Source organism: Gemmatimonas sp., assembly GCF_036405635.1.
Taxonomy (GTDB): domain Bacteria; phylum Gemmatimonadota; class Gemmatimonadetes; order Gemmatimonadales; family Gemmatimonadaceae; genus Gemmatimonas.
Map to the genome: position 1 here is coordinate 1 of NZ_DASWXE010000184.1, position 24,005 is coordinate 24,005.

23 protein-coding genes are annotated in these 24,005 nt (G+C 64.6%); 13 read left to right on the forward strand and 10 right to left on the reverse strand.

Annotated elements, in window-relative coordinates:
* The 3 genes from VGE27_RS14515 to VGE27_RS14525 all read right to left on the reverse strand — a co-directional run.
* On the reverse strand, positions 1-648 hold a 648-nt coding region (locus VGE27_RS14515; RefSeq protein WP_331050386.1), incomplete at its 3' end, for a hypothetical protein.
* Positions 649-692: 44 nt separating this feature from the next.
* On the reverse strand, positions 693-2,705 hold the full coding sequence (locus tag VGE27_RS14520; protein WP_331050387.1) for an ABC-F family ATP-binding cassette domain-containing protein: 2,013 nt from the start codon (positions 2,703-2,705) through the stop codon (positions 693-695).
* Positions 2,702-4,237, reverse strand: coding sequence for a lysophospholipid acyltransferase family protein (locus VGE27_RS14525; RefSeq protein WP_331050388.1), 1,536 nt, complete (start codon positions 4,235-4,237; stop codon positions 2,702-2,704). The genes VGE27_RS14520 and VGE27_RS14525 overlap by 4 nt, the downstream gene beginning before the upstream one ends.
* A 120-nt stretch (positions 4,238-4,357) precedes the next feature.
* Between VGE27_RS14525 and VGE27_RS14530 the strand changes: the two genes are divergently transcribed.
* Positions 4,358-5,014, forward strand: a complete 657-nt coding sequence (locus VGE27_RS14530) for an SGNH/GDSL hydrolase family protein (RefSeq protein ID WP_345788028.1) — start codon at positions 4,358-4,360, stop codon at positions 5,012-5,014.
* Positions 5,015-5,157: 143 nt separating this feature from the next.
* On the opposite strand, the gene VGE27_RS14535 is transcribed toward VGE27_RS14530, so the two are convergent.
* Positions 5,158-6,576, reverse strand: coding sequence for a M20/M25/M40 family metallo-hydrolase (locus tag VGE27_RS14535; RefSeq protein WP_331050390.1), 1,419 nt, complete (start codon positions 6,574-6,576; stop codon positions 5,158-5,160).
* A 144-nt stretch (positions 6,577-6,720) separates the two neighbouring features.
* Here VGE27_RS14535 and VGE27_RS14540 point away from each other — a divergent pair, with 144 nt between their 5' ends.
* The 3 genes from VGE27_RS14540 to VGE27_RS14550 are packed head-to-tail and all read left to right on the forward strand — an operon-like array spanning position 6,721 to position 10,237.
* On the forward strand, positions 6,721-7,308 hold the full coding sequence (locus VGE27_RS14540; protein WP_331050391.1) for an RNA polymerase sigma factor: 588 nt from the start codon (positions 6,721-6,723) through the stop codon (positions 7,306-7,308).
* Positions 7,305-7,991, forward strand: coding sequence for a hypothetical protein (locus VGE27_RS14545; protein ID WP_331050392.1), 687 nt, complete (start codon positions 7,305-7,307; stop codon positions 7,989-7,991). The genes VGE27_RS14540 and VGE27_RS14545 overlap by 4 nt, the downstream gene beginning before the upstream one ends.
* A 2-nt stretch (positions 7,992-7,993) precedes the next feature.
* Positions 7,994-10,237, forward strand: a complete 2,244-nt coding sequence (locus tag VGE27_RS14550) for a DUF2723 domain-containing protein (protein WP_331050393.1) — start codon at positions 7,994-7,996, stop codon at positions 10,235-10,237.
* 37 nt (positions 10,238-10,274) lie between these two features.
* On the opposite strand, the gene VGE27_RS14555 is transcribed toward VGE27_RS14550, so the two are convergent.
* On the reverse strand, positions 10,275-11,096 hold the full coding sequence (locus VGE27_RS14555; protein WP_331050394.1) for a hypothetical protein: 822 nt from the start codon (positions 11,094-11,096) through the stop codon (positions 10,275-10,277).
* 112 nt (positions 11,097-11,208) lie between these two features.
* Here VGE27_RS14555 and VGE27_RS14560 point away from each other — a divergent pair, with 112 nt between their 5' ends.
* Positions 11,209-12,240: a hypothetical protein gene (locus tag VGE27_RS14560; RefSeq protein WP_331050395.1), complete on the forward strand. Its 1,032-nt coding sequence runs from the start codon at positions 11,209-11,211 to the stop codon at positions 12,238-12,240.
* 49 nt (positions 12,241-12,289) lie between these two features.
* Here VGE27_RS14560 and VGE27_RS14565 read toward each other — a convergent pair whose 3' ends face one another.
* The 4 genes from VGE27_RS14565 to VGE27_RS14580 are packed head-to-tail and all read right to left on the reverse strand — an operon-like array spanning position 12,290 to position 14,794.
* Entirely contained in the window at positions 12,290-12,649 is a 360-nt protein-coding gene (locus tag VGE27_RS14565) for an arsenate reductase family protein (RefSeq protein ID WP_331050396.1), read from the reverse strand.
* A gap of 54 nt (positions 12,650-12,703) precedes the next feature.
* Positions 12,704-13,111, reverse strand: coding sequence for a DUF3052 domain-containing protein (locus VGE27_RS14570; protein WP_331050397.1), 408 nt, complete (start codon positions 13,109-13,111; stop codon positions 12,704-12,706).
* Positions 13,108-14,373: a dicarboxylate/amino acid:cation symporter gene (locus VGE27_RS14575; RefSeq protein WP_331050398.1), complete on the reverse strand. Its 1,266-nt coding sequence runs from the start codon at positions 14,371-14,373 to the stop codon at positions 13,108-13,110. The genes VGE27_RS14570 and VGE27_RS14575 overlap by 4 nt, the downstream gene beginning before the upstream one ends.
* A gap of 49 nt (positions 14,374-14,422) precedes the next feature.
* A complete protein-coding gene (locus VGE27_RS14580; protein ID WP_331050399.1) occupies positions 14,423-14,794 on the reverse strand; it encodes a hypothetical protein in 372 nt (123 codons plus the stop codon).
* Between VGE27_RS14580 and VGE27_RS14585 the strand changes: the two genes are divergently transcribed.
* From VGE27_RS14585 to VGE27_RS14595, 3 genes are all read left to right on the forward strand, one after another.
* Positions 14,793-15,836 carry a YheT family hydrolase gene (locus VGE27_RS14585; RefSeq protein ID WP_331050400.1) on the forward strand — a complete coding sequence of 348 codons (1,044 nt, stop codon included), beginning with the start codon at positions 14,793-14,795 and terminating at the stop codon, positions 15,834-15,836. The genes VGE27_RS14580 and VGE27_RS14585 overlap by 2 nt on opposite strands.
* Before the next feature lie 117 nt (positions 15,837-15,953).
* Entirely contained in the window at positions 15,954-16,517 is a 564-nt protein-coding gene (locus VGE27_RS14590) for a hypothetical protein (protein WP_331050401.1), read from the forward strand.
* Entirely contained in the window at positions 16,517-16,900 is a 384-nt protein-coding gene (locus tag VGE27_RS14595) for a hypothetical protein (RefSeq protein WP_331050402.1), read from the forward strand. The genes VGE27_RS14590 and VGE27_RS14595 overlap by 1 nt, the downstream gene beginning before the upstream one ends.
* Here the strand turns inward: VGE27_RS14595 and VGE27_RS14600 are convergent.
* Complete coding sequence (locus VGE27_RS14600) at positions 16,889-17,194, reverse strand: hypothetical protein (protein WP_331050403.1); 306 nt, start codon at positions 17,192-17,194, stop codon at positions 16,889-16,891. The two genes, VGE27_RS14595 and VGE27_RS14600, sit on opposite strands and share 12 nt — an antisense overlap.
* A 30-nt stretch (positions 17,195-17,224) precedes the next feature.
* On the opposite strand from VGE27_RS14600, the gene mnmG reads away from it, so the two are divergent.
* The 5 genes from mnmG (at position 17,225) to VGE27_RS14625 (ending at position 23,996) form a co-directional block, all read left to right on the forward strand.
* Positions 17,225-19,183, forward strand: a complete 1,959-nt coding sequence (gene mnmG / locus VGE27_RS14605; RefSeq protein WP_331050404.1) for a tRNA uridine-5-carboxymethylaminomethyl(34) synthesis enzyme MnmG — start codon at positions 17,225-17,227, stop codon at positions 19,181-19,183.
* Positions 19,184-19,756: 573 nt separating this feature from the next.
* A complete protein-coding gene (locus tag VGE27_RS14610; RefSeq protein ID WP_331050405.1) occupies positions 19,757-20,500 on the forward strand; it encodes an SIMPL domain-containing protein in 744 nt (247 codons plus the stop codon).
* 522 nt (positions 20,501-21,022) lie between these two features.
* Positions 21,023-21,802 carry an AAA family ATPase gene (locus VGE27_RS14615; protein WP_331050406.1) on the forward strand — a complete coding sequence of 260 codons (780 nt, stop codon included), beginning with the start codon at positions 21,023-21,025 and terminating at the stop codon, positions 21,800-21,802.
* 64 nt (positions 21,803-21,866) lie between these two features.
* Positions 21,867-22,880 carry a ParB/RepB/Spo0J family partition protein gene (locus VGE27_RS14620; protein ID WP_331050407.1) on the forward strand — a complete coding sequence of 338 codons (1,014 nt, stop codon included), beginning with the start codon at positions 21,867-21,869 and terminating at the stop codon, positions 22,878-22,880.
* A 30-nt stretch (positions 22,881-22,910) separates the two neighbouring features.
* Positions 22,911-23,996 carry a BMP family protein gene (locus VGE27_RS14625; RefSeq protein ID WP_331050408.1) on the forward strand — a complete coding sequence of 362 codons (1,086 nt, stop codon included), beginning with the start codon at positions 22,911-22,913 and terminating at the stop codon, positions 23,994-23,996.
* Positions 23,997-24,005: the final 9 nt, after the last annotated feature.

Sequence of the window (24,005 nt, forward strand, 5' to 3'; positions counted from 1 at the left end):
ATTGCGCCGCACGAAGTGCCCACGCATGCGCACCAGCGTACCGCGCGAGGCATCGAGGGCGATATCGCCGTCGAAGAGCACCACGTCGATCTTGATATCGCTGCGTGGTTGTACTCTTACCTGCACGATCGGAATGACCCGATCGCCGGCCCGCATGGTGACTACCGTGTCACCACCCGTGAAGCGGTAGTACTGCTCACGGTCGGTGGCCAGCGGATGAATGGCAGGGAGAGTGTCTGAGCCATCGCCTCGACCCACGCGGGTGCGCCCACGGGGGCTGGGGCGCGCGTTGGCGGCTTGCGGACGAATGCGCAGACGGTTGCCGTACAACACCGGGTTGAGCCATCCCGACTGCAGCAGCGACAGCATCGACATGTTCACGCTGAGCTGCTGCGTACGATACCCGCCGATGCGCTGTTCGTAGCCACCGGCGCGGTTCCACTTCATGGTGCTCGCCACCTGCTCGATGGCGGCGACCATCTCGGTGCCCTCTTCGCGGCGCAGCAGTGTGGAGATCTCCGTCTCCACACGCGCGCGGTACGACATCAGACTGTCGGGCAGCTTGTTGCGCTGACTCGCGTCATCGAGCAACTGGCGAAGCGGCACGGTGGCAGATTGCGCGGCCAATGCTGTCGGAAACAGCAGCATGGCCGCGGTCCGCATCACGACCGCGCGCACCGCGCCGCGCCACATCATTTGGCGGCGCCTATCAACTGTACCCGTTCGGCCGCCACACCCCAGTCGTGCATGGCCTGCTCCAGTGACTCCCGCGCTTCGTCGAGCTCTTTGCCCAGCTGCGCCGCCTTCTGCACGCCGGCGGGCGTGTCATACAGCGTGGAGTTGTCCAGCTGTGCACTGAGATCTTCGATCTTGCCTTCGAGCACCGAGACCAGCAGTTCCGTATCGGCCAGCGCCTTCTGTGCGGCGCGCTGTTCGCGGCGCAGGTCGGCCGGTGAGAGACTGGCCACCGGTGACGCCTTGCTGTTCTTCTGCCGCGCCTGCTGCTCCTCGCGTTCACGCTGCTTGGCGGTGCGTTCGGCTTCCTTCTGTGCTTCGGCGCGCGCGCCGGCCCGTGCTTCCTTGTCCTCACGTTCGAGGCGCTCCGCACGCAGCTCTTCCCACTCCACGAAGGTGCCCGGGAACACCTTGAACTCCTGATCCCGTAGCTCCCATACCTGCGTCGCCAGACCGCGCAGCACGGCGCGATCGTGACTCACGATGAGCACACTGCCATCGTACGCTTCCACCGCGTCTTCGAGCACCTCGATGCTCTCCACGTCGAGGTGGTTGGTGGGCTCGTCGAGAATGAGCAGGTTGTTCGTGGACAGCGTGAGCAGTGCCATGGCCACGCGTGCGCGCTCACCACCTGACAACGTGCCGATGGTGCGCTGCACTTCATCGCCGCTGTAGCCAAAACGGCCCAGATGCCCCTGCACCTGACGGCGTTCCCACAACGGTCGCTGGTCGGCGATGGCATCGTAGATCGCGAGGTCGAGCGGCAGGTGGGCGAGGTCCTGACGATAGTACGCTACAGTGGTACTTGGCCCCGTCTTCACTTCCCCGCCAAACGGTTCCAACTCGCCGATGAGCGTTTTGATCAGCGTGCTCTTGCCGGCGCCATTGGGACCCACGAGGGCCACCACTTCGTTGCGCTCCAGCACGACGTTCACATCCTTCACGAGCGTACGCGGGCCTTCAGGAGTCGGCACGCCCACCGTGACATGCTGCGCTTCGATGACACGATCACCACTGCGACTGCCCGCTTCGAGGCGCAGCGCCATGACGCCATCGGCACCAATCGGCGCAGACAGACGCGGCATACGTTCGAGACGCTTGCGGCGCCCCTTGGCTTGCGCCGTGTTCTGGCCGGCGATGTTGCGCGCGATGTAGTCGCTTTCAGCCGCGATCACCTTCTGCTGTTTGTCGAACTGCCGCAGCTGGGTGAGACGGCGTTCTTCGCGCTGCTGCACGAACGATGCGTAACTGCCGGTGTACGCGAACGCGGTGCCGCCCTCGAAGTGCAGCACATGGTCGGCAATCGCGGCCAGGAAAGCCCGATCGTGACTGATGCAGATGACCGTGCGATCGCTCGAGGCGAGGTGCTGTTCCAGCCACGCCGTCGTTTCGAGATCGAGGTGGTTGGTTGGCTCGTCCAGCAGCAGCAGGTCGGACGGCGTGGCGAGCTGACGGGCCAGTGCCACGCGTCCACGTTCACCACCGCTCAGCGTGCCGATGCGCGTTTGCCGCGCGGCGTCGGGATCGAAGCCGACGCCCATGAGCACACTGTCCACCTTGGCGGCCATCTGGTAACCACCGTCGCGCTCGAATCGCTCGAGATCGCGGCCGTAGCGCTCCATCGCGGCTTCGCTGTGATCATGCTCGAGATTGGCCGCCTGCTGAGCCAGCGAGCGTTCCAGCGTGCGCAGTTCGCCAAACGCATCGGCGACGATATCCCACAGCGACTGGTCTTCCGGGAAACGGCGATGCTGATCCATCAACGCCACGCGCAGGCCGGGCATGCGGGCCGTGTTGCCGCGCGTGGGCGCGAGGTCGCCGGTGATGAGGCGAATCAGCGTGGACTTTCCGGTGCCATTGCGTCCAACGACGGCCCATCGGTCACCGGCGGCGACGGTGAACGAGATGTCGCGGAAGATCTCGCTGGCGCCAAAATCGACGCCTGCATTACCGATCGAAATGAGAGTCATGCCTGCTGCGAACCTGCTGAGGGACTGCGAGAATCTGCACTGCGGGATTGATGAGGCAGTTTAATCGAATCCGGAGGTGAATCCGGGTCGGATTCAGTCCACAGTGCCACGAGCGACACATATGCCGTGGCCAGTCGCTGCCGTTCGGCCACGGGCCAGGCCCGCACCCGCGCCATGAAGCGCGCGCGGCGCCACCGATGACGCCAGGCCACTGCCCAATCTCCCAGCCGCGGCGCGAGCAGCAGGAAGGGCACAGCCCACCACGCGCTGATGCCCCCAGCATGGAAACCAATGCCCAGCAGCGCGGTGAGCATCAGGTACCAGATCAGCACCAGGTACAGGCCGGGCAAATAGGTGAGCGCGATCAGGTCGACGGGAGCCTTGGCGAGTTTGCGTGCCAACCGCCAGACGACAGCGAACACCGGCCCGTGAACGAGCCAACCGGCGGCGGCGATGGGCGCGGTCGTCCAGAGCATACCGGCGCCCATTGTGGCGGTGCCTTCGAGCGCGCCCCGCAGGTCGGCATGATCGCGAGCGGAGGTGCCGATGCCGCCAGCGCGTTCGACGGCGGTACTCAGGTCGTCGGCAATCGTTTGCATACGAACCGGAAGCGCCCACGTGCTGCCCGGGTCATCGGGCGCAGCAAGCGCTTCTGCATGACACACGAGTCCGATGGCGTTGGCGAGCGGGTCCCGAGCTCCTTGCCCGGCCGCCACCGCCGCGATCACCCGGTCACGGGCTTCGGCCGCTGACCAGGTCGGCGCATTGCGGGTGACCGCGCGCAACGCCTCGTGCAACGTCGCGGCCAGATCCGCAGCGTGGGCGCGAGGACGGTTCGGGTCCGCCGCACTCTCGGCATCACGCTGACCAGCCATCTGATCCGCGTCCCGCCGCCACTCCCCCAGCGAAAACGGTCTGCCGATCACCGCACAACAGTCGCTGCCCGGGCGATGCGGTGATTCGTATTGCACTCCAAACGACACGATCGTCACATCTTTCGCGCCATCAATGGGATATTCCAGCAGCATCCTCACAACACCGGCACGCGGTTTGCCCACGTACGGCACATTGTGCACGCCACCCTCGGGGAACACCCCCACCGCATGGCCAGCACTCAACGCCTCGGCAACCAGATTCCCCGCCGCGGCGTTCACGGCTTTCATATCCGTGCCCTTCCTGCGCTCGGCCCGGGCATCCCGGACGCGCACCACCGGAATCACCCCCAGCCCTTCATAGATCTTGCGGGCGGGCCAGCTGGACGCCGCCGAGAGCGTGGCGATGTACCGGAGCGGCCGCGGAGTGACGAAGAACCCCTGCAGCACATCGGGCAGGTCATTCGGATGGTTGCCAATGAGCAGCAGCGGTCCATCGGTCGGAATGCGTTCGGCGCCGAACACCCGCACATCGCGGAATGACCAGTGCAGGCAGCGATGGGCAAGACGGTGCACCAGCCAGCGAATGGCGGGCGAGCCTTCCGACGGCGTCTTCGGGGTCGTTGGCGCGGAGGCGCGCGGCGGCCGGGACTCGCTCATGGCGGCGTAAGAAAACGCCGGGTAGCGGCGCTGACAACGCGATCGCAGAATCACGCCATGCGCCTGTTCATGCAGATGTCCACGAAACTGTGCGCGGCACTGCTTCCCATCAGCCTTGGCATGTCGCTGAACGCCGAAGCACAGTCGGTGTCAGCGGCCGATTTTGCGAACCTCGCCCGCTACGAGGCAGACAATGCGCGCCTTGGTGCGCCGGGGCGCGGCGAACAACGCGTGGTATTCATGGGGAACTCCATCACCGAAGGGTGGGTGAGGTACTTCCCCGCCCAATTCCCCAACAAGCCCTATATAGGGCGCGGCATCAGCGGGCAGACCACACCGCAGATGCTGCTGCGCTTCCGCCAGGACGTAATCGCGCTCAAGCCGGCCGTGGTGGTGATTCTGGCGGGCACGAACGACATCGCCGGCAACACGGGGGCATCCACGCTCGGCATGATCCAGGACAACATCGCGTCGATGGCCGAACTCGCAGCGGCCAACAACATCCGTGTGGTGCTTTGCTCGGTGCTGCCGGTGTTCGACTATCGCTGGAAACCGGGCCTCGAACCCGCGCCCAAAATCGTCGCGCTCAACGCGTGGATCCGGCAATACGCGGCCTCACACCGCCATGCGTACGTCGACTATCACACGCCCATGGCCGATGCGCGGCAAGGGCTGCGCGCCGAGTACGGCGCTGATGGCGTGCATCCCAATGAAGCAGGCTATCGCGTCATGGCACCGCTGGTGGAAGCCGGCATCCGCAAGACACTGTCGCAATAGTCAGGCAAACAGCGGGGGGAACACAGATCACACAGATTTGCAAGCAAAACGCACGGATACAAACAATAGAAAAGTTTGTATCTGTGCGTTTGTTGTTTCGATCCGTGTAATCTGTGTTCTTCCCGCTTTTTGTTGTTCCCAGATCAGCGCGGGAACGCCACCATGCTCTCCTGACCGTTGCGACCGACCGCCGCCACACCGAAGAAATAGTTGTCGATGATGACGTTCTGTACGGTGAAGTCGGTCACGTTGCCGACAAAGCGCGAACGGGTCCAGTTCACTTCGCTCGGCTTGCGCCAGTACACGCGATAGCCGATCACATCGGGCGACGGCGAGGGCTTCCAGCGCAGACGCGCGGAAGGCTGCACGGCGCCGGTGATGGTGGCCGAGTCGGGTGCGGCGGGCGCCCAGGCCAGCGAGAGCAGCGTGGCCGCGTCGAGCGCCGTCATCTTCGCAGCGTAGTCGAAGTCCACGCCTTCGAGCACGTCACCATACTTGATGCCCTTGTCGGTGCGCAGGTCCTGATGCTGACGCGTGTAGTCTTCATGCGCTTCCATCAGGCGCACGGCCGCCGCGCCAAGGTTGAAGAACGGTGTGTGGTGCCCACCGCGGCCGTAGCGATCGAGACGATAGATGATCTCGACATCGAGATTGGGGAAATAGCGATCGGCCACCGTGTCGATGTATCGCGCGAGCTGACGCGACGGCGTGTCGAGTTCACCACCGTTCGTGAGAATGCGGCGCAGTTCCGCCGCCGGCGTGTTGGCCGGCAGCCCCGGCGCAAACACACGCGCCTTCGTGTTCTCGTGCACCCCGTCGATGCCGCGTGTATTGCCCACCATGTCGTTGTTGATCACGGCATCGATGCGCCAGCCTTCGGCCTTGGCCACCTTGGCCACGATCTCGCCACCAAAGAGACCCTGTTCTTCAGCCGACAGCGCCACGAACGCCACCGATGCATTGGGACGATGCTTCGACAGCAGACGCGCCGCCTCGAGGATGGCCGCGATACCACTGGCGTTGTCGTTCGCGCCCGGGGATTCCGCTGTGGCATTCATGACATCGGACACACGAGAGTCGATGTCGCCCGTGTGCACGATGTAGCGGTTCGGCTCCGTGCGGCCGCGCAGGATGGCCACCACGTTGACCACGTTCACATCCTGCTTGATACGGCCATTCGGGTCGCCCTTCCAGATTTCCGCCACATACCGCACCTCGAGGCAGCCGTTGCACGCCTTCGAGATCTTTTCGAACTCGGCGTGAATCCAGCGACGGGCCGCGCCAATGCCACGCGTGGTGGACATGGTGTCGGACAACGTGTGCCGCGTGCCGAAGCCCACCAGCGTGCGGATATCGCTTTCGATGCGGGCCACCGACGCCGACGAGACCATCTCGTGGATGCGTGGGTCTTCGGCCGACGGTACGGGCGTGGGTGCTGCGGCCGCAGCCTGGGCACCGAGCACGGCCGGAGTGGACGCGAGGACGAAGGGCGCAGCCGCGGTGAGCAGCCTGCGCAGGGAACCGGAGCGAGTGCCGGAACGGGAGACCAAAGTGCGGAACATGAGACCGGGGTTCTGGTAGGGAGGGGTCGCCGTTCCATCTTATCGCCCCGTACGGGCTTTTGGCGCACCCTCAGGTCCCCTGATCCCGTGCGAGATGACACGTCGACGCTTGTGACGATCGGGATTTTGGCTGAGTTATAGGTCGTGCCCCCGCAGACTTCCCCCCCACCACCCGAGCACGAGGCGGCCTCCGCAGGCGCCGCGCTGTCGGATGCCATGCTGGTCCAGCAGGTGCTGGCCGGCCGTGTGGAGGCGTTTGCGACGCTGGTGGACCGGCATCATGCGCATTGCCTGCGCGTAGCTACCAATCTGCTCGGGAATGCCGACGACGCCGACGATGTCGTGCAGGAGGCGTTCGTGCGGGCCTACCGCCACATCGGACGTTACAGCGAACGCGACCGGTTTCTGGCCTGGCTGCTGCGCATCGTGGTCAACCAGTGCCGCACCCGCGCGACGAGAGAGGCGCGGTACACCGCCCTCGAACCGCATGTGCACGAGGGGCTCGTGGTGGACGGGCCCGATGCCGCACATACCGATCGCCGCGAAGAACTCGCCGTCGCGCTGGCGCAGCTCGCCCCCGAGCAGCGCGAAGCCATCGTGCTGCGCTTCGGCGAAGAACTGTCGTACGACGAGATGGCCACCGTCACCGGCGCCGGCGTATCGGCGCTCAAGATGCGGGTCCAGCGCGCCTGCTCCCGTCTCAGGACCCTGTTGTCGGAGCACCTGTCATGAGCCGTTTTCCGTTTGCCGATTCCGGCGATGCACATGCAGGCGAACCGGCTCCACCGCGCTGGATGACGGAGGCTATGCGCGCGCCCTCTGCCGAGCGGTCGGATGCACGTACCCGCATCATGGCGCGCGTGCAGGCCCTGCCGGTACCACATCGTCTCGTGGCGCCCATGCCCATGGCACGCTGGCGTCGACGGGGCACGCTGTCGGGTCTGGGTGGTGTGATGCTCACCGCCGCGTTCGCGCTCATGCTCACCGTGCGGGAAGGCGAACGCTTCACGCTCGCGTCACGCGTGCACACCGCGGCCCTCGTGCTGGGTGATTCCGCCGTGCCGGTTGCATCGCACATGGCCGATGCGGCGCATGCCCCCACCACATCGGCCACGAGCCGCATTGGGCGTCGCATCAGCGACAGCCTAAGCGCGAGCCTGAGCGCCGGCCTCGGCAACCGCTTGCTCGACACCATGCGGGTGGTGGAGCTGGTCGTGCGCGGCACTGGACTGCAGGACGTCGCCTGGCGCCGCGCCGGCGATGCACATGGACCCGCCCGCACGGTCGCCCTGGCCCGGGTGTCCTCAACTGAATGGCGCGCGCGCACGCTGGTGCCGCGTGATGCGGTGGACGTGACGTTGATCGTCAACGACGTCGCCCTCGCACCGACCCCGGTGACGCCCCCTCTGCCCTGAACATGACCGACAATTCAAGCAGCACCCTTCAGCGGCGTTCACCACTTTCGCCGCTCGGCGGAGCCGCGTGCGCCATCACGCTGATTCTCGCCGGGTTCACCAACTTGTGGTTTGGTGGCGCCGATCTTGCCTCGGTATTGCTCACCGTGGGCTACATGGTGGCCGTGCCTGCGGCACTGTGGTGGTACGGGCACAGTGATCGTTCCGCAGCACCACCGCAGGATCCCCCTCCGTACCGCATGGCGGGAGTCATCAGCGCGCTGGTGCTCGTGTTATATGTCATCACGCTCGCGCCCACCACCGCCATGTGGGATGCCAGCGAATACATCGCCGCGGCCAAGGTACTCGGCATTCCGCACCCACCCGGCAATCCGCTGTTCGTGCTGGTGGCGCACGCGTTTGCGCTCATTCCGTTTCCACTCTCGTATGCCGGCCGCGTGAACCTGCTGGCGGCGACCACCAGCGCCATCAGCGCGGGCATCTGGTTCCTGGTGGCGTACCGCACGTTGCGTGGTTGGCAGCTGCCGAACATGCCACGCCTCGTGATCGCGGCAGCGGCAGCGATATTGGGCGCCACCTGCTTCACCGTGTGGAATCAGAGTGTGGTGAATGAAAAAGTGTACACCGTCGCCATGCTCGGACTTGCCGCATCGGCGTGGTGCGCACTGCAGTGGCATGACGCGCCCGCGCACAGCCGGCGATCAGGCAGTTGGCTGCTGCTGTTCGTGTATATCTGCGCATTGGGCTACACCAATCACCCGGCCGGTTTCCTGCCGCTGCCGGCGTTTGGGGTGTACGTGCTGTGGCGCCGCATCTCCACGTTGATGCAGTGGCGCGTGTTGCTGGCGGCTGGTGGCATGCTGTGCGCTGGCCTCACGGTCTTCTTCTATCAGCCCATCCGCGCGGCGCATCACCCGGCGATGAACGTGGGCGAACCCACCGCCTGCGTTGGCGCCCCGAAGCTCTCCTGCACCTTCAGCAAGGAGACCTACCGCCTGGTGATGGCCAATGTGCAACGCGAGCAGTACGGCGGACACAAGGTGGCCGAGCGACAAGCGCCGCTCACCGCGCAGTTTGGCATGTGGTGGCAGTACTTCGAGTGGCAGATGATGCGTGATGCGGCGCAGTCCATGCCGGTGCTACAGCGCGTGCTCGCCATGTTCGCGCTGGGCCTCGGTCTCTTCGGCGGATGGACCCACTATCGTCGCGATCGCGATTCGTTTGCGTTCTTCGGTCCGCTGGTCTTCACCCTCACACCCGCGTTGATCGTCTATCTGAACTTTCGGTACGGCGCCACGCAGGCTCCGGACCTTGGTGACAGCGTGAACCGCGAAGTGCGCGACCGCGACTACTTCTTCCTGTGGAGTTTTGCCACGTGGAGTGTGTGGGTGGCGCTTGGGCTCGGCACCCTGTGGCAGGCATTGGCCGAGCGTTTTGCGAATGCGCAGCAGCCCATGCGGAGCTGGCTGGTGACGTCCGGCGTGATGCTTGCGGCCCTGGTGCCGTTGGTGGGCAATGCCGGTGCCGCGCCCCGGAATGGCGAAACCTTCACCGCCGACTGGGGGCGTGACCTGCTCGAGTCGGTGTCACCCAACGGCATCCTCGTCACCAACGGTGACAACGATTCTTTCCCCGTGTGGTATGCGCAGCTCGTGGAAGGCGTGCGCCCCGACGTGCGCATTGCTATCACGCCGTATCTCAACGCCGACTGGTTCGCACGGCATCTCGTGCCCGACGTGGCGCAGATTCCGCCCTACATCGAGCTGCAGCAGCCAGCCGTGTTCGAACACGGTGAGATTCGCGCAACCATCCCGCCCGGCCTGCACCTGCGTGACCAGCTCGTGGTGCTGCAGTTGATCAAGAACGAGTTCCCGCGCCGGCCGATTCACTTCTCCGTGGGTGGGTATCCCAACGGCATCGGACTGGAGGACTACGTGGTGAATCACGGACTCACGCAGCGCCTGCTGGAACGAAAGGCCTCGGAGTACCCGGAGTTCGTCCATGTCGCTGGCAACCACGTCGACACGGTCGTAAGTGACTCCCTCTGGACGCAGTACAAGGGTCCGTCAGCAGTGATCGCGCAGGGGCAGTGGATCGACACGCCGTCGGTGGGAATTCCGTATGCCTACGCGATCACCGGACAGCTCGCGGGTTACAGTCTGCTGGCACGCGGCGATTCGCTGAACGCCGAGCGGGTGCTGCTGCGCGCGGATTCCATCGCGCGGACCATCGGCCTCGCGCGCTAGACGTCTGCACGCGGCAACACACGGCTATCGGCGCACGTCAGGGAATCGCTTTGGCCGTGTGTCGGTAGCTGCCGTTGGGCTGCAAGGAAAAGCCGATCTCTCGCACCGGCGTGAGCAGGTTGAGCTGCGCACCGTCGGGACCAAAGAACACGAGATTGTCCCCTTCTTCGTCGCGCATGCTCACCGCCGCACCGGCGCGCACACTCGACACCCAGATGGCCTGGTAGCCCGGCAAGAAGTCCCGCACCACCTGCCCCATCGCACGCGGCAGGCTGTTGTCGTGACTGGCCAGGTAGGCTTCGCGCGCGGTAGTGAAGCGCGCACCGGTGAGCGCCTTCTTCACCTTGGGGTCATTGCCCAGAATGCGCAGGAGCCCGCGACCGGCATTGCTGCTCAGCGACAGATCGGCGATCTGCGTGGCCACCGGAAACGCATACTCGAAGATGCGCTTGGTGGCCACCATGGCCGGAAACGTTGCACTCGTGAGCGTGGTGGACTGGCCATTGAGCTGCCGATCCACGTCGATATCCAGTGTGGTCTTGAAGGCGTAGAACGTGAGCTCACCCAGCAGGGCGTCATTCATGCCCAGCGAGGTGTACACGCCACCGGCGGCTGGCTTGCCGGGCGGAATGGGAATGCTGCACGGCACAGGACGGGGACCGGTCCACCGGTAGTTGTCGTTGGTGCTGCTGCGAAAGACGGTCCGATACTTGTCCGCGCCAAGCCGTCCCTGGTCCGCCGCATCGCCGCTGCGGTACACCCGGGGGGCGCCCTTCACCGCGCGCGTTTCCACCGAAGAGAGGTGATCGCGCATGCACAGATACACAGCTTCGTAGACTTCGCGATGATTGATGGGCACGACGGGCAGCTCCAGCGAGAACGACAGGGTGGCGGTGACGGGTTTCCGATACGATTCTGAATACGGACACCGGTATTTCAAGTGACGTATCTCACGCCTTTCGGATCCACTCATGCGTTCGTACCCACGACTCTCGCGCCGTGTCACGCGCGCGGCCCTGATCGCCTCGTCCAGCGCCCTGTGGTCGACCACCCTGACCGCGCAGGCGCCCGCCGGCATGCGCGGCACACTGGTGGTCACCAACAAGACGCCCGGCACCGCCACCATCATCGATGTGGCGTCGGGACGCACGCTGGCCACGCTGCCCACCGGCCACGGCCCGCATGAAATCGTGCTCACGCGCGATGGAAAAACCGCCATCGTCACCGACTACGGCACCGGTCCACAGCCCGGCAGCACGCTCACTTTCATCGACGTGCCATCCAAGAAGGTCACGCGCACCGCACCGCTCGGTGAATACCGGCGCCCACACGGTCTCGTGCTCATGCCCGGCGATTCCATCGTCGCCGTGACCTCCGAAGCCAATCGCGCCCTGCTGCTCGTGCGCGTGTCCACGGGCGAAATCGCCAAGGTCATTCCCACCGAACAGAATGGCTCGCACATGGTGGGCATCACCGCCGACGGCAAGCGCGGCTGGACGGGCAACATCGGCAGCAACACGGTCTCGGAGCTCGACCTCGTGGCCGGCAAGTCACTGCGCACGATCGCGGTGCCGGCGCAACCCGAAGCCATCAACGTCACACCCGATGGCAGCGAAGTGTGGGTGGGCAGCAATGCCACCGGCTTCGTCAGTGTGGTCAACACGCGAAGCGGCGCGGTGAGCACCGCCGCCGAAGGCTTCGGCTGGCCGTATCGCGTGCTCTACTCGCCCGACAACCGCCTCGTGCTCATGCCCGACCTGCGCAAGGAAGAATTGCGCTTCATCGACCGCGCCTCCCGCAAGGAACTCGGTCGACTCACCCTCACCGGCAAGGCGCCTCAGGGCATCATCTTCTCGCCCGACGGCAAACACGTGTTCCTGTCGTACAGCCAGGGTGCGTCCGTGGCCATCATCGATGTGGCTGCACGAAAAGTGCTCGGCGAGATCAAGGCGGGTGAAACGCCCGACGGCGTGGTGTACACGCCGAACGTGACCACGCCGTAAGCACGACGGTCACCGAGATCGTGGCCGCGATTGCGGCCGCGATCTTTCTTTACGCGAGCCAGTCCTTGAACAGCTTCTCGTCGACGCCCACGCACAACTTGTTCTGCAGGCGCACCAGCGGCTGACGCAGCAAATACGGTTCGTCGGCGAGGATGCTGAGCCATCGCTCCTCGCCGTACATCGCAGTGCGCAATCCGAGCTCAGCGAATCGCTTCGAATCGCGATCGAGAATCGCCTCCACGCCGAACTTCTGCGTGAAGCGCTTGAGCTCCCCGAGCGATGCCGCACGCTCGGCCAAATCCACGAAATGGGTCTTCACACGACGCTCGGCAAAAAACCGGAGCGCCTTGCGTGTATCGGCACTTTTCTTGGTGCCGAAAATCTGGACCTGCAGGTCTGCGGGAGGCATGCGACAATCTTAAAACGGGTAACGTCGTGCAGCACGGCTGCCGGCCTACGCCGGTCAGCGCAGCGCCGTGCGCACCATGAGCTTGAGCCCCGACCACACCTGGTCCACCGCACACACCTTCACGTCCACCCACCCCATCGGTAGGGCGAGCTCGCGGATGATGTCCTCGCTCACATCGGTGGGCATCTTCGATGTCCGCTTGGGCCACGACACCCACAGGACGGCCGTTGGCACGAGCGTCGTGCGCATACGCGCCAGCTGCGCCTCGAGTACGGACTGCTCTGTGACGAAGAGATGTACCAGGCGTGTTTCGGCGGATGCGTCCTCGTCGATCCGCACTCCGGCCGGCATGGGATCCAACAGCTCGAGATAGTGCTCCGGCGGGTTGATGGCCGCGATGTGATCACCCGGCTTGATGCCCAGCTTCTGCACCAGGGGCGTCCCTGAGTACCCATGCGTCATACCGTGACTCCTCGCCGCATTTCTTCCTCGGCAATCACACGTTTGGTGTCATCAAAAGCGCCTTCGCTGCGCGAGACCACCAGCGTGGCCACGCCATTGCCGATCAGGTTGGTGATCGCGCGGGCTTCCGACATGAAGCGATCCACGCCCAACAGCAACGCCACACCTTCCACCGGCACGGTGCGCGTGGCCGCCAGCGTACTGGCCAGCACAATGAATCCCGATCCCGTCACACCGGCCGCGCCCTTGCTGGTGAGCATGAGAATGCCCAGCAACGTGAGCTGCTCGCCGAGGCTCAGGTCGATACCGTATACCTGCGCGATGAAGATGGCCGCCATCGACAGATAGATGCTGGTACCATCGAGATTGAACGAATAGCCCGTGGGAATCACGAGCCCCACCACCGGTCGCGCGCAGCCATATCGCTCGAGCTTTTCGAGCATGCGCGGCAGCGCCGCTTCACTGCTGGACGTGCCGAGCACGAGGAGAATCTCCTCGCGGATATAGCGCAGGAACGGCAGCAGCCGGAATCCAAAAGCGCGGCAGATGAGCCCCAGCACCACGAAGATGAACACGGCCATCGTTGCGTACACATCGAGCATGAGGCGGCCGAGCGGCAACAGCGTCTTGAGACCGAACGCACCCACGGTGTACGCCATCGCACCCAGCGCGCCGAGTGGCGCGACCTTCATGACGATGTGCACGATGCGGAAGAACACCGCCTGCAGGCGCACGAGCAGATCGATGAGATCACGACCCGCGTCACCAACAGCGGTGAGCGCCACGCCGAATAGCACGGAGAAAAACACCACCGGCAGCAACTCACCACTCGCAAACGCGGCCACGACATTGCTCGGCACGATATGCAGCATGAACTCGAGCATGCTCTGTTCCTTGCCCGCCGTCGTGTACTTGCTGACGTCACCGGTGGCCATGGCCGAGATGTCGAGTCCCGCACCAGGCTTCGTCACGTTCACGATGACGAGGCCGATCGCGAGCGCCAGCGTGGACACGATCTCGAAGTAGAGCAGGGCCTTGCCGCCCACGCGTCCGAGCTTGCGCAGATCAGCCATGCTGGCGATGCCATGCACGATCGTGAGGAAGATGATGGGCGTGATCACCATCTTCACGAGATTGATGAACGTGTCGCCGATCGGCTTGAGTGCCTTGCCGGTGTCGGGTGCCACTACGCCGATCAGTACGCCGATGGACACGGCGACGAGGACCTGGAACGTCAGATTTCTGGCGAGACGCGAGAGCACACGAGTGGGGTGTGGGGTTCGGCGAGACGTTCCGGACGGCGGCGCGTGCTCACGTCAGCTTGCGCAAGGCAAGCAATCCGAGACGCACGGTGAGCAGCCCCGCGCACAGCAGGGCCAAGCATAACACGCGCACCATGAAGTCCGCGCTGAACCACTGACCCGCCAGATAGACCGCACTGCCGGTAGCAAGCGCACTCCCCGCGATTACCAGCGGCAGTGAACCCAGGGAATCACGCAGGGTCCACGGCACGATGCCCCGGGCTTCGAGCAACGGGCGCAACACCCCATGCGCCACCGCCGCGCTGAGCACCGCCACCAACAACGCCCCCGTCAGTGCGGCGATGACGCTTCCACTGATGACGGTGGAGGCGCCCGTGGCGTCGGCCAGGGCGGACGCGGAACTCTGGAGGAGGGCGGACATGCCTACATATTGCGGGCTGCTCATGCCTGCATCCACTACCCCAGCTGCCAGTCCCGCCCGCGCGTACCGGGCCGCGTGGTGGCTCCCGGACCCGCACTCTGCCACCATCTGGGGTCGGCTCGGTCGGCGTGAACCGCAGGCACCCACTCATACTGAACGGTGGGACACGCCCGACGGCGATTTTGTGGACCTTGTGCGGCTGCCGGGCGCGCGGGGCGATACCAGCCCCCGACTGCTGTTATTGCACGGTCTCGAGGGCGGGGTGCACTCCCACTACGTGCGGGCGCTTTTCCGTGAAGCCCGAAGCCGCGGATGGGCGGCCGACCTGCTGCTCTTCCGCAGCTGTGGTTCAGAACCGAACCGTCTGCCACGGTCATACCATTCCGGGGAAACCGGCGACCCACGCTGGGTACTGAGTCAGCTGATCGCGGCCTATCCGTCAGCGCCCATTGGACTGGTCGGCGTGTCGCTGGGCGGCAATGTGCTGTGTAAGTGGCTGGGCGAGGATGGCGACGCGCTGCCGCGGCAAGTGACGGGCGCGACAGCGATCTCGGTACCGTTCGATCTCGCCCGTGCCTCGAAGAGAATCGGGCAGGGATTTGGCGCGCTGTACGAACATGTGTTCCTGCGCTCACTCAAGCCGAAGGCGCTGGCCAAGATCCGGCGCCATCCGGAACTCGCCTCGCTGGGTATAGCGGGGGTGCGCACCCTGTGGGACTTCGACGACGCATTCACGGCGCCCGTGCACGGGTTTGCCGACGCGGCCGACTACTACGCACGATCCAGTTCGCTCCCGTACCTCTCCCGTATTGCCCGGCCCACGCTGCTGCTGTCGGCGGTGGACGATCCATTCCTGCCAGCCGACGTGCTGGATGACGTGCGCCAGGCGGTGGCGGCGGCGCCCTGGGTGGAAGCCGAATTTCCGGCGCGTGGCGGTCATGTGGGGTTCACCGCCGGCGCCCGTCCGTGGGCACCATGGTACTACGCGGAATGGCGGGCAGCGGAATTCCTGCGCCCCGGGTTCGAGTCGGCCGCGTTCTAGGATAGGGATAGCCCACATCGCCGGGTGCCACGCTGCCCCGGACCGGTGTTTCTTTTGGGCATATCTGTTGTTCATCCCGTTGTCCGCTGGATCAGGTTCTGGATCAGGATTACTGTCGTGACCGCTGTCGCCCTTGGATTTCTGCTGACCGGCCTCGTGCTCGGGGTTTACGCGATGCTATATGGCACCGAGCGTTCGGTGCAGCCGGTGATCGCTCCGCACGAGCGTCGCAGTGAACACAACCCGGCCGCCGAGCCGTCGCCGACGCTGAACCTCGCCAGTCTGGCGGCGTTTGCGGTGGGGTTCGGGCTCACCGGCTACCTGCTCACGCGCACCAATGCCTGGGCGTGGTACTGGCAGCTGCTGGTGGCACTCAAGGCCGGTGGAGCGGCGTATGCGCTGCAGTCGCTGCTGATCGCGCGGTGGGCCATCCCGGGTGCGCGCGCCGATCATGTCGATGAACGTTTCCTGCTGCAGGGCACGCTGGCGCAGGTCACACAGGGTGTAGCGACCGGTGGTCGTGGACAGCTGCGTTATGCACTCGATGGCCGCGAGTATCTGCTGCCGGCGCAGCACATGGATGGCGGCGCGTTGGAAATGGGCAGCGATGTGGTGATCGATCGGGTGGAGGACGGCGTGGCCTATGCCGAACCGTGGGACGCCGTGGAGCGGCGCCTCTGATGGTCGATGCCGGAGCAACGGGCTGGACGCGGTCAGACGCGATCATTTTCATCGTCGTCATCGCGTCGCTGCAGCTCGCCATGTTCTGGCTGCTGACGAAGGTGTTCCTGGGCATGATCACGGAAGGGGATCGTTGCCCAGTGTGCGACGGTGACACGCATGCCGTGGAGCGCAACGGCTGGTGGCGCGTGATCAGCTTTGGCGAGCGCAATCGCCGGAGCTGGTGTGTGGCGTGCGGTTGGGAGGGCTTGCTGCGACGCAGCGATGCATGGGTGGCGCGTGAGCGGGAGCGTCGACGCGCATGGCGTCAGGCGAACAGCGCACGGACCGAGTCCGCGCGTGCCCGCCTGCGCACATCCAACCAGACGCGTTCAGGACGCTGAGCCGGGCGTGCGCGCGTCCATGGCGAAGAGCCGCAACCACTCGGGCCAGTTGCCACTCAGCTCGAAGAAGTCGTCGAAATAGGCGAGCCCCGATTCCTCGAGCTGCGCAATGAGATCGGTGGCGGTGTCTTCACCAACCAGCGGACCGACCGCAATGAGCTCACCTTCCACACGGAATTCGTCAGGGGTGAGGTTGAGTGCTTCATCGAACTGGGCGCGCGTCAGACCGGCGCGTTCAAAGGCGCTCTTCCGGATGATGAGCGTCGGGGCGGTGTGCGAGAGATTCAGCGGCATGCAGAAAACTACTGTCGGGAGAGGTGAGTTTTGAGTGCTCGGGACACGATCGGATCCGCCTCGGGCGCTTCGTTCGAGAGCTCGTTCGATGTGATCGTGATCGGCGGTGGCCATGCCGGCACCGAAGCCGCCGTGGCAGCGGCCCGCTCCGGCGCGCAGGTGGCGCTCATCACCGGCGCACTCGAACAACTCGGCCAGCTCTCCTGCAACCCCGCCATTGGTGGCATCGCCAAGGGCACCGTGGTACGCGAAGTCGATGCGCTGGGCGGCATCATGGCGCGCGCGACGGATATGGCCACGGTGCAGTTCCGCATGCTCAACCGCGGCAAGGGTCCTGCGGTGTGGGCACCACGCGCACAGTGCGATCGCGGATTGTATCGCCGTGCCATACGTCAATTGCTCGAAGCGCAGCCGAATCTTGTCACCATGCAGGGCATGGTCGCGCGCTTGCTGTTCGACGAAGCAGGTGACCTGAGCAGTGGTGCTGTGCGGCGTGTAGCGGGTGTGGAGACGATGGAAGGTCGTCGCTTTGGTGCGCGCGCCGTGGTGCTCACCACCGGTACGTTCGGGCGCGGCACCATGCACATCGGCACCGACACACGCATCAGTGGCGGCCGCGCAGGCGAAGCACCCTCGGTGCATCTGGGTCAGCAACTCGATGCCGAAGGACTCACCACCGAGCGATTCAAGACCGGCACACCGCCGCGCATCGATGGGCGGAGCGTGGACTACACACGCTTCGACCAACAGGACAGCGAGATCGATCTGTTCGACTATTCGTGGTCGCACTTCTGGACGACACCACGTCGCGATGCGAATGGATCGATGCGCAGTCCGGAGCAGATGCCGTGCTGGCTGGGCTGGCTCGAGGAGCCGGGCACACAGCTCATCGCCAACCATATCAATGAATCGGCGATGTACGGCGGTGCGATTGCCTCACGTGGTCCGCGTTACTGCCCGAGCGTGGAAGACAAGGTCGTGAAGTTTCCCGACAAGTCGCGCCATCAACTCTTTCTCGAGCCCGAAGGTCACGACACGAGCGAGTTGTATGTGAACGGCCTGTCGACGTCCTTGCCGGCACCCGTGCAGCTCGCGGTGCTGCGCAGCGTGGACGGACTCGCGAATGTGCGCATGACGCGACCCGGATATGCGATCGAGTACGACTACTATCCACCCACGCAGCTCTGGCCATCGCTGGGTTCGCGCGCGATTGACGGACTGTTTTTCGCAGGGCAGGTGAACGGCACCACGGGCTACGAAGAAGCGGGTGGCCAGGGTGTGATGGCAGGGCTCAATGCCGCGCGATTCACGCAGGAGCGTGAGGCCATCGTACTGGGACGCGAGTCGAGCTACATCGGCGTGCTGGTGAATGACCTGGTCACGCGCGGTGTGGACGAGCCCTATCGACTGTTCACGTCACGCAGCGAGTTCCGTCTGACGGTGCGGCAGGACAACGCGCTGTCTCGGCTGGGGCCGGTGTCCGAAGCGGCCGGGTTGTGGCAGGACGCCGAGCTGGAGGTGTTGCACACACGTTTGGGTGCGGTGCGGGAGGCGCTGCGGTTGGCCGAGTCGACGAGTATGTCGCCGGCCATTGCCGACCCGATTCTCGAAGCGGCGGGGACGCGTCCGTTGGTGCACGCGGTGCGGGCAGTGGAGCTGGCCCGCCGCAATGACGTGACCCTGCAATCGTTATTCGAAGCGGCCGGTGTGGGAGCCGCGCTGCCGCGCGATGCGGTGGTGGGCGCCGAACTGGAGATCAAATACTCCGGATACTTCGAGCGGGAGCGGATGCAGGCCGATCGGCTGGTGGCCCAGGGAGCGGTGGTACTCTCGCCCTCGCTCGATTATGCGGGGATGCGGACGCTATCGATCGAGGCCCGCCAGAAGCTGGAACGTCTCAAACCGGGAACGTTGGCCCAGGCGAGTGCGATTCCTGGAATCAGCCCGGCCGACCTCCAGAATCTCATGTTGGAATTACGGAGACGCTGATCGCTGAATGTGGAGCGGTTTTTCGCGTGTAGCGCGGCACATCTATATAGATGGTACTGAAGCGAACGGCGGTGTCCCGTGAGGGGCCCGCCGTTTTTGCCTTACGCTAGCTCTGCATATCACAGATATGACATATGTCGTGATTTGGTATAAATGGCTTACTAGTGGGTTAAATATGGCTTGATAGTGACTCATTTTTGTGATCTGCGATTCCGTTTCGTCCCAACAACTTATTGCTGTTGTGGAGCGATATGCGGAGAGCTGTAGATGAAAGCAGGGTCTCGGGATGTACGTTTCTCATGGCGCGGGATATCTGGTCGATTCGGCGAAGAACTGTCGATATCCGGCGCAGGATCTAGCGGCCTTGAAAAGATCACCAGAAACTACTGGCGACGAACTGTCCCTTTAGTGATGCATATCGCGACAGTTGTGCAAGTTTGTCTACCGGTGGCGTCTTACCGGTACAGCAGGAGATTCGTCGGATCTGGTGACACATTCCTGGTGATGGTTGGTAGGATGTGCGGCAGGATCTGTTGTCTCTCGTCGAGTACTCATCCCTCAGGGGGTTTTCATATGCGTCGTATCTGGTCGAAGCGTTCGATGGTCTCCATGACCGCCGCAGGATTTGCTTTGGTTTCGCCGCGTCTGGCAGTGGCGCAGATGCAGCCGGTTCAGCCGCCGCCGGCGATCATGGTGTCAGCTCGGGGCGAGGTGCAGGTGACGCCGGATCGCGCCCGTGTGCAGGTAGGCGTGGAGACGCAGGCCAAGACGGCCGCGATCGCCTCTCAGGAAAACAACAAGAAGCAGACGGCGATCCTGAACGCGATCCGGGCACTGGGTATTCCGGCGTCTCAGATCCAGACGCTCAACTACAGCGTCTCCCCGGTGCAGCGGTACGACGAGAAGGAGCGCCGCACGGTGATCGATGGCTACCGGGTGAGCAACATCGTGCAGGTGGAGACGGACAAGCTGGAACAGGCGGGCCAGATCATCGACGCCGGCCTGACGAACGGCGCCAATCGGGTGGCTGGTCTCGACTTCCTGGTAAAGGATCGCACCAAGGCGCAGGAGGCGGCGCTGGCTCAGGCGGTGGCGACGGCGAAGAAGCAGGCCGAAATCGCGGCGCAGGCGGCCGGCGGTCGGGTGGCTGAGCTGTTGGAGCTGTCGATCAATGAGTACGAACGCCCCGAGCCCCGCCCGATGATGGCGATGGCCAAGGCGGAGAGCTTTGATGGCGGCATGCCGACGCCGGTGGCGGAGGGCACGACCACCGTCTCCGTGAGCGTGATGACGCGCTGGCGCTTCGAGAAGCGCTGATCACATCGCCCAGGAGGGAAGGGGCCCGGTCCAGTGGACCGGGCCCCTTTTCATTGCCAGCCACCGACTGTGTGGGATTCGGTTTCACGTGAAACGGTGTGACCGAGCAGAATGGAGATGGGAGCCGGTCCGCCATTCGACCGTCGCGGCACTTCACAATCCTGTGTCGTCGACAGACATCGCCAACCGCAGAGGAACCCACAGAGCGGAACCGAAAACCACAGTTGCGGCGTTAGCGCGAGGGATCACGGGATCTCGGCCACTGAACCTATTCGGACGCTGCCACGCTCACGCCAACAGAGATGTTGAGGGAGTGTGGAAGCATCAGATCGCTCCACACTCTCCCACAATGGATTGGTTTCACGTGAAACAGTGGCAGAGAATCCTGCCGAACACGGCCATTTGAGGCGCCATCGGTGGGCCATGGCACGGATTGGTGGGGGAAATGGCCGAGCGCCATGGTCACCCGGTGGGGTTCGTCCTATACTTCGCGTCCGCGCGAACCCCCTCTAGCCAGCCCCTGTGGGACGCATCCTCGCTATTGCCAATCAGAAGGGCGGCGTCGGCAAAACGACGTCGGCCGTGAACCTCGCCGCCTCACTCGCCGTCGCCGAACAGCGCACGCTGCTCATCGACGCCGATCCGCAGGGCAATGCCACCTCCGGTTGTGGCATCAGTCGCGATGACTTCACCCTCAACACCTACGATGTGTTGTTGGGCGAGGCATCCGTCGACCAGGCGCTCGTCCGCGCCGTGCAGTTCCGGCACCTCGACGTGCTTCCCACCACGCCAGATCTCGCGGCCGTGGAAGTGGAACTGGTGGATGCGGAGGACCGCGTCACCCGGATGCGCAACGCGCTGGCGCCCATTCGCGATCGCTACGACTTCATCCTGATCGACTGCCCGCCGTCGCTGGGCCTGATCACGCTGAACATGCTCGTGGCCGCCGATGCACTGCTCATTCCCCTCCAGTGCGAGTACTACGCGCTCGAAGGGCTGAGCCAGCTCCTCAGCACCGTGCAGCGCGTGCAGGACTCGGTGAACGACAGCCTCGACGTGGATGCCGTACTGCTCACCATGTACGACGCGCGCCTCAATCTCTCGAGGCAGGTCGCTGCAGACGCCCGCGCGCACTTCGGTGACAAGGTCTTTCAGACGGTCATCCCCCGGAACATCCGGCTCGCCGAAGCCCCGAGCTTCGGAAAGCCCATCGTGGTGTACGACATTGCCTCGGTGGGTGCCCAGGCCTACATGGCCGTCGCGCGCGAAATGATCGACCGCAAGAATCCGCAGGCCTTGTAGGACCAAAGACGTACCTGCGATCTTCCCTCGAACACGGCAGTACTGCCGTCCCTGACACGCCTTCATGACACCGGAACCCCCTCGCCGACTCGGACGCGGTCTCGACGCGCTGCTGGCCCGTCGCGACCCCAAGCCCGCACCCGATACCGCGTCAGCGCCCGCTCCATCGGCTAAGACGACGGCTGCCGGCACCAGCGCGCCCGCAGCGAGTGCTCCGACCACGAGCCACGAACCGGAGCCGGTGGGCGAAGCGGGCACGCTGCGCCTGGTGTCATTGTCGCAGATTCGCGCGAACCCGTTCCAGCCCCGTCAGGAGTTCCGCCCCGAAGAGCTCGCGGATCTCGAAGGCAGTCTGCGCGTGAATGGGCTGCTCCAGCCCATCACCGTCCGCCCCGCTCCCAACGGACAGGGCTTCGAGCTCATCGCGGGCGAGCGCCGTTTCCGTGCCGCCACCCGACTTGGGTGGACCGAGATCCCCGCCCTTGTGCGCACCGTCGACGACAAGACGCTGCTGACGTTGGCGATGATCGAGAACCTGCAGCGCGCCGACCTCGATCCGATCGAAGAGGCTGATGGTTACCAGCGTCTGATCGACGATTTCGGACTGACGAATCAGGAAGTCGCCGACATCGTCGCCAAAGATCGCTCGACGGTGGCCAATGCCCTGCGCCTCCGCCAGCTCCCGGCATCGGTGCGCCGCATGCTGCAGGAGAAGCAGATCTCCGCCGGCCACGCCCGCGCCCTGCTGCCGCTGGTGACTGAGCGAGCCATCGTCGATCTCGCGCGTGAAGTAGTGGCGAACCAACTCTCGGTGCGCGAAGTCGAACGGCGGGTGCAGGCCGGCCGGCCCACGCCGCCGGCCGCTGGCCGCAAGCCGTCCACCGATTCGGACAAGGGGTTGCCGGCCGGTGCTTCGGCCGCGGTGGTCCGCCAGATCGAGGAAAAGCTGCGCCGGAAGCTGCAAACCACCGTCTCACTCAACCTGACGGCCAAGGACAAGGGCGAAGTCCGCATCGCGTTCTTCTCCAACGATGATCTCGAGCGCGTTCTCGAGATGCTGGGCGTATCACTCGAATAGCACTATCAAGCCATCATAGAGGCATACACGATGTTTCGGTCGATTGACAAGCATGCCCGCAAGACGGCACTCGTCGCCGCGGCGCTCCTGCTCACCGCCTGCGGTGGAGACAAGAGCGGCGGCGACACGGCTGCCCCCAAGCTCAAGGTCGCCCTGCTGACGCCAGGCCCGATCTCGGACAAGTCGTGGAACGGAAGCGCCTATGAAGGGCTGCTCCGCCTGCGCGATAGCCTCGGCGCCGAGATCTCGCACATTCAGACGAAGACCCCGGCCGAGTTCGAGGAGAACTTCCGGCAGTACGGGGCGCAGAACTACCGCCTCGTCTTCGGTCACGGCTTCGAATTCCAGGACGCCGCCACGCGCGTTTCGATCAGCTACCCGAACACCATCTATGTGGTGACATCAGGTCGCGTGACCGGCCCCAACCTCGCCGGCGTCGCCTTCCTGTTCGAGGAGGCATCGTACCAGGCGGGCATGATCGCCGGCGCCGTCACGAAGACCAACAAGGTGGGACTTATCGGCGGCACCGAACTGCCGCCGGTGAAGGCCAGCTTTGAGGCGTTTGCGCGCGGCGCGAAAGCGGTGAACCCGAAGGTGGAAGTCGTCACCAGCTTTATCGGCAACTGGGACGACGTGAGCGCGGGCAAGGAACAGGCACTCGCCCAGATCGCCCGCGGCGTGGACGTGATCTTCCAGAACGCCGACGCCGCGGGGCTCGGCGTCTTTCAGGCAGTGAAGGAAAAGAAGGTGCTCGCCTTTGGCACCAACGCAAACCAGAACGACATTGCGCCCGATGTCATCATCGGCAGTGTGGTGATCGACCTGCCCAAGGCGTTCATGATCATTGCCCGCGACGTGCAGCAGCAGGCCTTCGTGGGGCGCGTGATCAACCTGGGCGTGCGGGAAGATGTCGTGCGCCTCGAACTGAATGACGCGCTGGCAAGTCGCATTCCCGAAACCACGCGGGCTGCGGTGGATTCGGTGAGTGCGCAGCTCAAGGCCGGTACCTTCCGCGCGCTGTCCGATATGATTGCCGTCGACAGCTCCACGCCGGTCACGACGCCGATTCCTTCCGCAGGCAAGCCAGCTCCTGCTATCGATCCGTTCAAGCGGTGAGCGTCGAAT